Origin of the sequence: Salegentibacter salegens, from assembly GCF_900142975.1 — a bacterium.
GTDB classification, from domain to species: Bacteria; Bacteroidota; Bacteroidia; order Flavobacteriales; family Flavobacteriaceae; genus Salegentibacter; species Salegentibacter salegens.
In genome coordinates this window covers 770,741-784,101 of the sequence record NZ_LT670848.1, presented here as the reverse complement: position 1 = coordinate 784,101, position 13,361 = coordinate 770,741, and the positions used below count along the sequence as shown (strand labels likewise).

Genomic DNA, 13,361 nt, shown 5'->3' with positions numbered 1-13,361 from the left:
GCCTGAAAAGTTTTAAAATCGTCATCCTGAATTTATTTCAGGATCTAAAATGTTGATAATCAAAACATGTTAGAAACTGAAACGAGTTCAGCTTGACGAAACTAATATTTTCAGACAACCTCTTTTAATTTCTAATATCTTTAGTTCAAAAGACAATTATGCATGTTGTAAATCGTGTTTACCTTCTTTAATTTCCTCGATCATTTTAGCATTAAATGCCGGTAGATCGTCAGGATTTCTTGAAGTAACGAAAGCTTCATCTACAACTACTTCTTTATCTACCCAAAGTGCTCCTGCGTTTTCCAGGTCTTTTTTGATAGAGTTAAAAGAAGTCATTGTTCTACCTTCTACAACTTCAGCATTAATTAAAGTCCAGGCTGCGTGGCATATAGCGCCTACAGGCTTACTTTGCTTAAAGAAGTCACGTACAAATACAAGAACATCTTCGTTTCTTCTCAATTGATCTGGGTTAATCACTCCACCGGGAAGTACTAAAGCGTTATATTCTTTAGCGCTTACCTCTTTTACGGTGCGATCAACTTCTATTTCTCCAGACCAGTCAGTTCCTTCCCAGCCCTTAATTTTGCCTTTTTCCAGGCTAATAATATCTACTTTAAAGCCTTCATTTTCCAGGGCCTCTTTTGGTGAAAACAATTCACTCTTTTCGAATCCGTTTGTAGCTAAAATTGCTATTCTCTTTTCCATAATTTCATCTTCTTTTTTGGTTCATTCAAAGATAAAATATGTTTAAGGGAGAGTGTGCTAAGGTCTTTATAAAAGAAAAGCTGTTTAAAGTTAAACTTTATTAATTCTCTTAAAACTATTTAAAATGAGACTATTTCTTATTCTTCGTCTTTTGATCTTTCTCCCGGTTTTTCTCCCAATTCATATTATTTTTAAGCGTATCTATAATTTCCTTTTCTTCTTCTAATTGGGTACGCTTTTGTTGCAATTTCTCCAGTTCCTGGTAAATTGCCGGTTCTCCATATTTATTGGGCACTACTCGTTCATTCTTAAGCAGGGCGTATTGCACGGTAAATTCGGCACCAAAAAATAAAATTAGACAGGTATAATAAACCCAAAGTAGAATTAGTACTACCGAAGAAGCCCCGCCGTATACCGATGCCGGTTCACTTTTACCGAAGTAAAAACTAATTAAGGCTTCCCCAACCAGAAATAAAACGGTGGTAAGCCCGGCTCCCACATAAGTGATTCTCCAGCGTAATTTAATATCAGGAAGTAACTTAAATATAGCGGCAAACAAAGTAGTTATAACAAGAAATGAGATACCGAAATTTGCGACATCAACCATAAATTCTGTTACATTGGGAGCATATTGCTCAATTTCATCCTTTAAAATACGAATCAATGCCGAAATAACCAGAGAGAGCAAAAGTAAAAGACCTATTACCATTACCATTCCGAAAGAAATAAGTCGATCTAATAAAATTCTTAGGAAATTTGTTTGTTTAGCTGCTACATTCCAAATATTATTCATTGCCATTTTAAGCTGAAAAAACACTCCGGTAGCACCAAAAAGCAACATTCCTATCCCAAATATAATGGCCCAGGTAGACTCTGTAGCCAGGGCGGCACTGGCAATCATATTTTCTATAGCATCTGCAGGCTCCTGCCCTACAAAACCACTAATTTCAGAAGTCAGCCTTCCCTGCACGGCTTTCTGTTCAAAAAAATAACCTGCAATGGTCACAACAATTATTAATAAAGAAGGTAAAGAAAACAAAGCATAGTAAGCTATAGTAGCACTACGCGCATAGGGTTCGTTCCTATTCCAGCTTATATAAGCTTGCTTAAAGAGTGACCAGGTGGTTTTAAAGAAATTCATATAATATGATACTTCTCTTTAAAAATTTCAATATGATGTTTGGTATGCCCGGCGGTTATAAAGCCTAAAGCCCTGCAACTCGTAGAACTTCCACTCACAAATCCCTGGCTTTCTAACATTTCTTTAGAAAAACTCTGATAAAGGGTAATCCCTGCATTCCTTACTGCCTTGAACTCCTTTTTAAGACTTTTTAAACTTCGGTTTTTAGCAGTACTGGCAGGAACATAGGCCTCGTGATCAAAGCCGGGTAATTTAATTCCTGGTTCTCTTGCGAGGGTAAGTGATCTATATTGAAAAATACGTTCTACATCTATAATATGCTGAATTACTTCAGCTATAGTCCATTTACCTTCAGCATAACTGTAACTAAGGTCCTCTGGTTTCATTTTATCTAATAAGCCAAGGAACTCTTCCCTGTTTTCCAGAAGTAAAATCCCCAGCTCTAAATTGCCGGGGATTTTCTGTAAATATCTATCGTAGTACGCATTGTACTCGTTAGAATTTAGGTTTTTTGCTATCATTTTAAGCAGAATTTCTACTTGCGTTAATATTCCCATAAAGGGAACGCGTTACCATTTTTTCGTAAACTTCAAGCATTTTCTCGGCACTATGACCCTGTTCCTGAAGTTCCTGAACTTTTCTAAGCGCGTGCTGCTGAATGGTTAACAATGGTAAAACAATTCGCTCACGTGCCTGAATTGATGCTCTTCCTGCCGGCTGATTTTCCATAAGTTGATCATATCCGGTTACTTTTAAAAGCATGGCGTGGCTACGTTTATATTCTGCATAAATTATCTTCCAGAATTCACCAAATTCCTTATCCTGCTCCATATAAGCGGTTAGCGCGAAGAAAGATTTGGTAAGGCTCATCATAGAATTCTCTAATAAAGTTTTAAAGAAAACAGAATTGTTATAAAGCTGTTGAACTTTATCAAATTCACCAGCTTGCTCAAACTTCTCTAAAGCGGTACCCACTCCAAAAAATCCTGGCACATTTTGCTTTAGCTGGCTCCAACTTCCAACAAATGGAATTGCCCTAAGATCGTTTAAATTGAGCTTAGCATCTTTATTTCTTTTAGATGGTCTACTACCAATATTGGTTTTTGAGTAATATTTTAAAGTACTCATTTTTTCCAAATACGGGATAAACTTTTCGTGCTGCTTAAAGTTAGTATAAGTTTCATAGCTAATTTCAGCCAGTCGCGTCATTGTTTCTCGATCCTCATCGGTTAACTGATTTTTTCCTTTGCTAAATATCTCGTTAGAAACCCCAGAACTAAGCAATTGCTCCAGGTTATACCTACAAGAATCACGAGTTCCAAAATTAGAACTAATGGTTTGCCCCTGTACAGTTAACTGGATTTCTTCATTTTCAATTCCGGAACCTAAAGATGCATAGAATTGGTGGGTTTTTCCTCCTCCACGAGCCGGTGGTCCTCCTCTACCATCAAAGAATACAACTTTTATGTTATACCTCCTGGAAACTTCGGTAAGCATTTCCTTGGCTTTATAAATACTCCAGTTAGCCATTAAATAACCACCATCTTTAGTACCGTCACTAAAACCAAGCATTATTGTTTGCTTGTCACCTCTTCTTTTTAAATGTTCACGGTAAACAGGATTATTATATAAAGTCTCCATTACATCTGGAGAAGCTTTTAAATCGGGCACCGTTTCAAAAAGAGGTATAATATCTACCGTTGGTTTGTTCCATCCACACATTTTTAAAAATGCAAATGGTTCCAAAATACTTTGCGGTACTTCACTATGACTAATTATATACCTATTAGCACCATTTTCGCCATTTTTCTCCTGTATTTTCTGCATTGCATATATAGAGGAAAGCGTAGATTTGGTGATACCGTCTTCATAAGTTTCAGGATCTATATTCCCCTCAACTTTTGTGAGCGCTTCTATTTGTTCTTCGTTAGAAAGTGAAGCATAGTCTTTAGGTAATAAATCGGGCTGGGTTTTTATAATTTCTTTCAACACCTCGTCGTGTTTTCCGGAATCCTGGCGAATATCTAAGGTTGCAAAATGATATCCAAAAATATTTACTTTATTGATAAGATCATCAATCTCTTCAACAAATAAGCCCTGGTGCTTTTCTTCTACTATATCCTTAATCTGGTGTAGTTTAGACTTAAAGTCTTCAAGTGACATTTTAATCTTTCCTGTTTTAGAAATCGCACTTTGATAAAGCGGAGTTTCCATTTCAGCGATAATTGCATCTACCTCGCTAAAAGTTACTCTTCTTTTAAGTTTTCTAATGTCGCGATAGTAATTCATCAAAATAGTGCTTCTTAACCTTTGCGCTACTTTCAACGTAATTTCAGTAGTTACAAACGGGTTTCCATCACGGTCTCCCCCTGGCCAGAATCCTAAGTTGATTACCTGGTTGCCAATATCTTCGCCATCAAAAATATTTTGTTGAATATAATTATAAATCTTACTTACGCTTTGGTAAAAAACATTTTCAAAATACCAGATTAAACTTACGGCTTCATCGTAAGGGGTTGGTTTCTCTTTTTTGAAAAACGGGGTTTTCCCAAGTTGAGCCAGCAATTTTTTAATAAGCGTAATGTCATTCTTTTGAATAGCCTTATCCAAATCGGTGATAATTCCTAAAACGGCTCCCGGATAAAACTGCGTTGGGTGGGCGGTTAAAGTTGGCCTTACGTTAAAACGCTTTAGATACTCGCGTAACTCTGGTGTTTTCTCTTTAGCTTCGGCTTCCTCTTTTACATTTCTAAGGGTTCCCCGGCCATCCATATTATTTACTATAGGAAAAGATGCATCTTCTATAGCATCAAAAAGCACTACCTGTCTTTCTATATACTGAATAAACCTGAAAAGTAAACTGATTTGATTTTCTTCTGAAGGATCATCCTGGTATTTACTGAAGAAGCTCTCAATAATCTCTGAAGGATTTTTGTTATCCTTAAAGCCCGCTTCACAAATTTCCTGAAAAAGAGGCAGCAGGGATCCTGTTTTACTAATATCGTCAAAAGGCAGCGTTAAAAATATACTGTTATAAACCTGATATTTTGAAAGTACGCTTTCGTTAAAACGCTCTAGCTTTGGTTCTCTGTGCATAATTAATTTTAGTTGATTAAGATTAAATTTAAAGTTATAAAAAAACCCTTTAAACACAGAAGCCTAAAGGGTTTTTATAATAAGTTTAGGCTTATTTACATATCCTGAAAAATAGAGTGCATTAAACGTTTTTTGTCATTTAAGCTCTCTTCTAAAGAAATCATAGTTTCTGTTCTGTAAACTCCTTCAATATCATCTAATTGAAAGATTACTTCCTTAGCGTGTTGTGTATTACGCGCTCTAATTTTACAAAACACATTAAATTTACCTGTAGTAACGTGAGCAACAGTAACAAAAGGGATTTCGTTAATGCGTTCCAGCACGAATTTGGTTTGTGAAGTATTTTTTAGAAATACACCTACGTAAGCAATAAACGCATAACCTAGTTTCTTATAATCAAGAGTTAAAGAAGAACCTTTAATAATTCCTGCTTCTTCCATTTTTTTAACCCTTACATGTACGGTTCCCGCCGATATTAAGAGTTTCTTCGCGATATCGGTAAATGGAGTCCTGGTATTCTCAATTAACATATCGAGAATCTGGTGATCTGTTTCGTCTAATTTAAACTTGGCCATTTTTAAATTTCTTTATTTATATGAAATTCAAAATTAATACAAAATCCTTGAATAATTGCTAAGGTTTTTGAGAATTATTCACATTTAAGAGGCAATTCTACCCCATTTAGGGCGATTTTATTAACTATAACGTTTTCGGTGAGCTTAGATTCACCATTAATTTCAATTTTTTTATTCTCACAATAGATTTCTTTATGTGCGAACTTGTTAATTTTAGGTGCAATTTCTTCTATTTCCGGAAAAAATTGCAATTTTCCATCTTTCACCCCTTCTTTATATTGTATAGCAATATCTACAACTTCATTTTTGGTTTGAGCCTCCCTTAAAATAACGTCATTAAATAATTTTTCATTTTCTGGGATTTTTTGATAATCCCGATAATCTATTTCTTCAAAACTATTATCACTGATTGCTTTTAAAACTGAAATTAAAGCTAAAAACACATATTTCCTGGTTTCTTCTCGCTGGTAATCTCCAGGAAAATGCCCGGCTTCAAAAAGGACAGTAGGCGTTTGTGTACTTTGAAAAGTATCTCCCGTACAATTAATATTAAAACCATCATCATACCTCCCTATTCTACCTGGCAATAACTCAGAAAGATCCTGGGTTATTTTAGCGATAAGTTGCATACTCTGAATTCGGGAAGGGAAGATATTCCTTTCTTTATCCATGGAAGGCGTTAAAAACGATAAAACAGCAGAATTCGGTTTATTACCGGCACTAAAAATAGTACGTTGGTCGTGAAGGTTTAGACAAAAATCGGGATGAAAAATCTCAAATTCCTTACGCAAAATCCTGCTTTCTGGCTGACTTAACGCTTGCGCATCACGGTTAAGATCTACCTTATTAGCATTTACGCGGGTATAAGCCTCGGCTCCATCGGGATTTAGCATAGGAATAATACAGAAACTGCAATTCTCTAAAAAGGATTTAACCAACGTTTTATCTTTATATTTTGTGATATAATTAAGCAGATCAAAAACCGCTTTGGTGGTGGTAGATTCATTTCCGTGCATTTGAGACCAGGCAAGAATTTTAATCGGCCCATTACCAAACTGAATAGTATGAATAGGTTTTCCCAAAACCGATTCTCCAATTTTTTTTACAATGAATTCTTCTTCCAGATCCTCCAGCAAATTTTGAATATCAGTTTGCCGAATATGCCTCCCGGAAATCCCTGAGTTTTTAAATGAATTGTAGTCTTTAAAAAGTTTTGTAAATAATGCTGTTTCTTCCATGTTTACAAAAGTAAACAATACAAATTTCACAATTGTAAACAGCTGAATTTACTTTTGGTATTTACAAGTGTAAACTCTTTTTAATCCCAGGTTGCCTGTCGCATGGAATATATCCTATTGAATTAATTTTAAAAGTTAATATATTTACTTTTAGTATTTTAAATAAGTTTATATAAAGTGTTTATTCGGGGTATTTATCTTAATTACATTTGTGATTTGCAGGATATTCCCGGTTTGATTACATTTGTAAATAGCAATTATGCGCTAACTAATTCACAATGGTAAACACTGAAGACTTCTCTAAACGCTTGCATAAAATCCTTGAATTTTATGAGTTATCGGCTGCAGGTTTTGCCGATAAAATTGAAGTGGGACGCTCTTCAATTTCCCATATTTTGTCCGGTAGAAATAAGCCGAGTTTAGATTTTGTGATGAAAGTTGTAAAGTCTTTTCCTGAAGTAGAATTGTATTGGCTATTAAATGGAAAAGGAAGTTTTCCTCCATCAGAAAAACCTACACCTCCACCCGTAGCAAAACAGGAAATTTCTAGCCCTCCACCGTTACCAACAGAAAGCAGCCCGGAGAAAAAGGAAATGCCATTTGCTTTCTCCCAGCAGGGAAAAAGCAAACCGATTAGGAAAATTGTTATTTTTTATGAAGATGGCACTTTTGAGGCCTTTGAAAATTGACAGTCCGGGGAAAATAGGTTTATTTTGCAATTCAAAATAAATTGCCATTATGAAGAAGCTTTTAGCAGTATTTAGCCTCCTTTTTATTTTTACAAGCTGTTTCGAGCCGGAAAGAAATTGTACCGACTATAAAACCGGTACTTTTGAATATAAAACCTATTTAAACGGCGAATTAGCCACTTCTACCTTTATAAGGAAAGATTCTATAGAAATTGATAAATTCCAGGGGAAATCTGATACATCTAGCGTTAGATGGATCAATGACTGCGAGTATATCCTTAAAAATATAAATCCAAAGAGTATGGCCGAAGAAAAACCCATTCATATGAAGATTTTAACCACGAATAAGAATGGTTATACCTTTGAATATGGGATTGTTGGCCAGGATAAAAAACAACGCGGATCGGTAGAACGCGTTAAATAAGACTATTTTTTGTTTGAAAGATTATTTTTAAGCAGTTGGTTTTGCTCTTCCATAAGATGATTCATTTTAGATAAAAGTTCGATGTCCTTTGGGGTTACTTCCCGCTTGTCATCTGGGTTTTCAGCCTTATTTCTAAAACGATTCATAAGTCTTATCACCAGGAAAATGGTCATACCAATTATAAGGAAATCAAGTAGCGATTCAATTAAAGCTCCATAACCTACAGCAACTTCTTCCACGAGGGTTACGCCATCAGCTTCTGCAACACCTTCCCTGAGCACCCATTTTCTGTTAGCGAATTCAATACCGTCAGTCATTAAACTCAAAGGCGGCATTACCACCTCTTTAACTAAAGTATTTACCACTGAATTAAAGGCCGTACCAATTATGATCCCCACGGCCATATCTACCATATTTCCTTTTATGGCAAATTCTTTAAATTCTTTTATAATCCCCATTTACTCATCAAATAAAGTTCCCTGACTTTCGGAAGAGTCACCTTTGTCTTCCTTTTTACCAACAATATTCAGTTTATTATTTTCTTCTGAAACTGATTCTTCTTCTACCACTTCAATATCTTCCGCAGGAACTTCTTCTTCCTCTTCGTACGGTAAAGGTGCTAACGGGTTTATCTGTTTCACCTTATCGGTAGTCAACTGGTTTCCAAGAGCCTTAATCCCTTTTACCGAAATGAATTCTTCAATATTAACTTCTTCGTTATCACGCTGTTCTTTACCCCGTTGTTTAGTGAAAACTATTTCCGCTTGCGGATAATAATCGGTTGAAACCAGTTCTAAATAGGAGTTCTCACTCTCGCTAATAAACTTTTCTTCTTTATCGGGATTTTCAATTAAAAAACGCTTTACATAGAAACGCTCTTTTTCAGCTTCCCAGTAAATAGCAGAGATTGGTTTTTTCGGCATCCATTTTTCCAGGACTACCATTTCTTCGTCAAAACGCGTGGTAAGTTCAGGAATAATTGTTTTTGCAATCCCATCCTGGGTTACGATCAAAATTCTATCTTCTCCCCTAAATTCTCCAAGAAGTTCCCCACGTTCATCAACATTTAATCTTTTTACCGTTTCATCAAACCAGATCCTTCTGGGTTTTAATGTAGAAACTCCTTCTTCTTTAAGTTCTACTCGCTTTACAGCATATTTGGTGACAATATTTCCTTTTACATTTCTGCCTTTAATAAGCATATCGGCAAAGTCTACATCAAACTTCAATTTTTTAATGCTGCCTACCTGTCTTAGGAAAATGGTTATAACCTCAGCCTCCCCATTAGGGTTCGCTGAAAAATAATGCACTTTTGAATCTTTTTTCCCTTGTGATAAATCGTATTCCCGATCCCGGGTCACCGAAGTCACCGAAAAACGCTTAATATAAGCCGCACCGCCCTTTCCATCACGGTAGATCATATTATAAATGGTACGCTTGTCTTTTTTCTTAAAAATAGCGACGTGAATAATATCTTTTCCTACAAAAGTTTTGGTATCAACTTTTGTAACCATCATTTTCCCATCGGCAGTGAAACAAATAATATCGTCTATATCACTACAATCGGTAACATATTCGTCTTTTTTAAGCGCAGTACCAATAAATCCTTCCTTACGATTTACATAAAGTTTTGAATTACGTATAACTACTTTGGTAGCTTCTATATCATCAAAAATTCGAAGCTCGGTTTTACGATCTTTTTCCTTTCCGTAATCTTTTTTAAGTTTTGTGAAGTAAGCTATCGCATACTCTACCAAATGATCTAAATGGTGTTTCACCCTGGCGATCTCATCTTCCAGAGCTTCAATTTTCTGCTGCGCTTTATCTAAATCGAATTTCGAAATTCTTTTAATCCTAATTTCGGTAAGCCTTGTAATATCCTCCCGGGTTACGGCTCGTTTTAGGTGTTTAATATGTGGTTTTAAACCTTCATCTATGGCATTGATAACACCATCCCAGGTTTCTTCATCTTCAATCTCACGATAAATTCGTTTTTCAATAAAAATTCGCTCTAAAGATGAAAAATGCCATTGCTCTTCCAATTCTTCGAGAGTAATCTCCAATTCCCTTTTCAGCAAATGAAGTGTATGATCTGTAGAGCTTCGTAAAATTTCTGAAACTCCCAGGAAGATTGGTTTATTATCTATAATCACACAACCCAGCGGTGCAATAGAATTTTCACAGGTAGTAAATGCATAAAGCGCATCTATAGTCCTATCTGGGGAAATATTATTAGGTAAATGAATAAGGATCTCTACTTCAGCAGCAGTATTATCCTCAATCTTCTTGATCTTGATCTTTCCTTTATCGTTCGCCTTTAAAACCGAATCTATAAGCGTGGTGGTTGTGGTGCCGTAAGGAATTTCGGTAATTGCCAGGGTATTTTTATCATACTGACTAATTTTAGCCCGCACTCTAACCCTGCCGCCACGTTTTCCGTCGTTATAATTCGAAATATCAGCAATTCCGCCGGTTGGAAAATCGGGGAATATTGTGAATTTTTTTCCTTTTAAATGTTTTATAGAGGCATCTATAAGTTCATTAAAATTATGCGGAAGTACGCGTGTGCTCAGGCCCACCGCGATACCTTCAGCACCCTGAGCGAGCAACATTGGGAATTTTACCGGAAGATTTACGGGTTCTTTCTTTCTACCATCGTAGGAAAGTTGCCATTCGGTTAATTTTGGATTAAATAAAACTTCTAGCGCAAATTTAGATAAACGGGCTTCAATATATCTTGGCGCTGCCGAACGGTCTCCCGTTAAAATATTTCCCCAGTTCCCCTGGGTATCTATTAAAATATCTTTCTGGCCAATTTGCACCATGGCATCCCCAATACTGGCATCACCGTGCGGGTGATACTGCATGGTATGCCCAACGATATTCGCTACTTTGTTGTAACGCCCATCGTCTAAATCTTTCATGGAATGCATAATACGGCGTTGCACCGGTTTAAAACCATCTTCCATAGCCGGCACCGCACGTTCAAGAATCACATAAGAAGCATAGTCAAGAAACCAGTCTTTATACATCCCGGTTACTTTTATAAGCTCTTCTTTTGGTTGTTCTAAATGATCATCTTTTGCTTCTTCCTGGTTTTCTTCCATTAAGCGGTAGTTTTTTGATTGTCTACTATTTTCTGCATAGAAGCTATCATGCCACGCTTCTTTTTACGGCTGAGAAAAGTAGTATTAAAAGTATATTTTTTGTAACCGCGTCTTCTGCGCGAACTTATATAAATTGTTACTGCGGAATAAAAAAAGTAATCGCTTACCCTGAATTTACCCAGTTTCCTTTTTGGAAACTCGGCTTTTTGTACCCGGTATTCCATAAATTTTGAAAAGAAAACGCCGTTGTTCTTAAGATTCAGGGTTTCGCCATCGCTGTCAAAGTCAAAACTCTGGCCTATTCTATGCACATAAAAACCAAGCAAAAGTACCACGATATTTGGAAGGTAATGACTAAACCTTACGGGTTCATCACTACTCATAAGTTCTATATTCACAAAAATATTGGTGACGAAAATCGCCACCAATACAATGTAAATAGAAGGTACTATTTTTACTTCATTCTTATTGGTGAATCTCATAAGCCTAACTCTTCAATTAGATCAAGTTCAACTTTAAGATTATCAATAATGAATTCCTGCCTGTCTGGTGTATTTTTTCCCATATAGAAATTAAGCATTTCGTCTATCGATTTCTCTTTATCCAACATTACGGGATCTAACCGAATATTATCGCCAATAAAATGCTGAAATTCATCTGGAGATATTTCACCCAAACCTTTAAATCGGGTAATTTCAGCTTTTCCGGTAAGTTTTTCTACTGCATTTCTTCTTTCGGTTTCGCTATAACAATAAATAGTTTCCTTTTTATTTCGAACCCTAAATAATGGCGTTTGGAGAATATATAAGTGGTTTTCTTTAATTAATTCAGGGAAAAACTGAAGGAAAAATGTAATTAACAATAACCTAATATGCATTCCATCTACATCGGCATCAGTTGCAATTACTATATTGTTATATCTTAGATCTGCTAAAGATTCTTCAATATTAAGCGCGGCTTGCAGTAAATTGAATTCTTCATTTTCATAAACAATTTTTTTACTTAAACCGTAGCTGTTTAAAGGTTTTCCTTTTAAACTGAAAACCGCCTGTGTATTTACATCACGGGATTTGGTAATAGAACCACTCGCTGAATCTCCCTCGGTAATAAACAAGGTAGTTTCCAGGTAGCGCTCTTTTTTACTGTCGCCAAGATGAATACGGCAATCCCGTAATTTTTTATTGTGTAAACTGGCTTTTTTCGCCCGGTCTTTCGCAAGTTTTCTAATTCCAGAAAGGTCTTTACGCTCCCTTTCGGCCTGTAATATTTTACGCTGAATGCTATCTGCAGTCTCCTGGTTTTTATGCAGGTAATTATCTAATTGCGTTTTTAAAAAATCGTTAATGTATGTTCGTACGGTAGGCATATCCCCGCCCATATCTGTAGAACCCAGTTTTGTTTTCGTCTGGCTTTCAAAAACCGGTTCCATCACTTTAATACTAATTGCAGAAACTATAGATTTTCTAATATCGCTGGCATCGTAATTTTTTCCGTAGAATTCACGTATGGTTCTAACAATCGCTTCCCTAAAAGCGGCAAGGTGCGTTCCACCCTGTGAAGTATTTTGTCCATTTACAAACGAATGGTATTCTTCGCTATACTGGGTTTTACTATGCGTGATAGCAACTTCAATATCGTTACCGCGCATATGGATGATTTCATATAAACGCTCATCTTCGAGGATACTATCTTTTAAAAGATCTTTAAGTCCGTTTTCTGAATAGAATTTTTCGCCGTTAAAAATTATGGTTAAGCCTGGATTCAGGTACACATAATTTTTGAGCATTTTTTCTATATACTCATTTCTGAATTTAAAGTTTTTAAAAATAACCTCATCAGGAACAAAGGTTACTTTAGTTCCGCGACGACGGGAAGTTTCATCTAAATGTTCTTCTTCCTGTAATTCTCCCTGGGCAAATTCGGCAGCGTGAGATTTACCGTCTCGTGAAGATTCTACCCTAAAATAAGAAGAAAGCGCATTTACGGCCTTTGTACCAACCCCATTAAGCCCAACTGATTTCTTAAAAGCCCGGGAATCGTATTTTCCACCGGTATTCATTTTAGAAACTACGTCTACTACTTTTCCTAACGGAATACCACGCCCATAATCGCGAACTATAACTCTTTGGTTTTGTACAGAGATATCAATGGTTTTCCCAGAGCCCATCACAAACTCATCAATACTGTTATCCAGCACTTCTTTAAGCAGAATATAAATCCCATCATCGGCACTGGAGCCGTCTCCCAGCTTACCAATATACATCCCGGGACGCATTCTAATATGTTCTTTCCAGTCTAAAGACCGTATATTATCTTCGGTATACTTCGTTTCCTGGCTCATAAGTGGTTCATGGAGTTGTGGCGCTAATATAAGGTATAGGGCAAA

Annotated in this window: 12 protein-coding genes; 2 read left to right on the top strand and 10 right to left on the bottom strand. The window is 36.2% G+C overall.

Annotated elements, in window-relative coordinates:
* Positions 1-156: 156 nt before the first annotated feature.
* The 6 genes from B5488_RS03465 to B5488_RS03440 form a co-directional block, all read right to left on the bottom strand.
* Positions 157-705, bottom strand: coding sequence for a type 1 glutamine amidotransferase domain-containing protein (locus tag B5488_RS03465; protein ID WP_079733994.1), 549 nt, complete (start codon positions 703-705; stop codon positions 157-159).
* A gap of 130 nt (positions 706-835) precedes the next feature.
* Positions 836-1,846: a YihY/virulence factor BrkB family protein gene (locus B5488_RS03460; protein WP_079733993.1), complete on the bottom strand. Its 1,011-nt coding sequence runs from the start codon at positions 1,844-1,846 to the stop codon at positions 836-838.
* The gene (locus B5488_RS03455) at positions 1,843-2,367 is read right to left on the bottom strand and encodes a DinB family protein (protein WP_079736516.1); all 525 of its coding nucleotides are present in this window, start codon (positions 2,365-2,367) and stop codon (positions 1,843-1,845) included. The genes B5488_RS03460 and B5488_RS03455 overlap by 4 nt, the downstream gene beginning before the upstream one ends.
* A gap of 1 nt (position 2,368) precedes the next feature.
* Positions 2,369-4,942: a phosphoenolpyruvate carboxylase gene (locus B5488_RS03450; RefSeq protein ID WP_079736515.1), complete on the bottom strand. Its 2,574-nt coding sequence runs from the start codon at positions 4,940-4,942 to the stop codon at positions 2,369-2,371.
* Between the two features lie 95 nt (positions 4,943-5,037).
* Positions 5,038-5,517, bottom strand: a complete 480-nt coding sequence (locus B5488_RS03445) for an Lrp/AsnC family transcriptional regulator (RefSeq protein ID WP_037314044.1) — start codon at positions 5,515-5,517, stop codon at positions 5,038-5,040.
* Between the two features lie 74 nt (positions 5,518-5,591).
* Positions 5,592-6,755: a M14 family zinc carboxypeptidase gene (locus B5488_RS03440; protein ID WP_079733992.1), complete on the bottom strand. Its 1,164-nt coding sequence runs from the start codon at positions 6,753-6,755 to the stop codon at positions 5,592-5,594.
* A 278-nt stretch (positions 6,756-7,033) separates the two neighbouring features.
* Here B5488_RS03440 and B5488_RS03435 point away from each other — a divergent pair, with 278 nt between their 5' ends.
* Complete coding sequence (locus tag B5488_RS03435; protein WP_079733991.1) at positions 7,034-7,444, top strand: helix-turn-helix domain-containing protein; 411 nt, start codon at positions 7,034-7,036, stop codon at positions 7,442-7,444.
* 49 nt (positions 7,445-7,493) lie between these two features.
* Positions 7,494-7,868 carry a DNA topoisomerase IV gene (locus tag B5488_RS03430; RefSeq protein WP_079733990.1) on the top strand — a complete coding sequence of 125 codons (375 nt, stop codon included), beginning with the start codon at positions 7,494-7,496 and terminating at the stop codon, positions 7,866-7,868.
* A 2-nt stretch (positions 7,869-7,870) separates the two neighbouring features.
* Here B5488_RS03430 and mscL read toward each other — a convergent pair whose 3' ends face one another.
* The 4 genes from mscL to B5488_RS03410 are packed head-to-tail and all read right to left on the bottom strand — an operon-like array spanning position 7,871 to position 13,316.
* On the bottom strand, positions 7,871-8,326 hold the full coding sequence (gene mscL, locus B5488_RS03425) for a large conductance mechanosensitive channel protein MscL (protein WP_079733989.1): 456 nt from the start codon (positions 8,324-8,326) through the stop codon (positions 7,871-7,873).
* Positions 8,327-10,975 (bottom strand): DNA gyrase/topoisomerase IV subunit A, encoded by a 2,649-nt coding sequence (locus B5488_RS03420; protein WP_079733988.1) that lies wholly within the window; start codon positions 10,973-10,975, stop codon positions 8,327-8,329.
* Positions 10,975-11,457 carry a hypothetical protein gene (locus B5488_RS03415; RefSeq protein WP_079733987.1) on the bottom strand — a complete coding sequence of 161 codons (483 nt, stop codon included), beginning with the start codon at positions 11,455-11,457 and terminating at the stop codon, positions 10,975-10,977. Before B5488_RS03415 ends, B5488_RS03420 begins: the two co-directional genes overlap by 1 nt.
* Positions 11,454-13,316, bottom strand: coding sequence for a DNA topoisomerase IV subunit B (locus tag B5488_RS03410; RefSeq protein ID WP_079733986.1), 1,863 nt, complete (start codon positions 13,314-13,316; stop codon positions 11,454-11,456). The genes B5488_RS03415 and B5488_RS03410 overlap by 4 nt, the downstream gene beginning before the upstream one ends.
* Positions 13,317-13,361 lie beyond the last annotated feature (45 nt).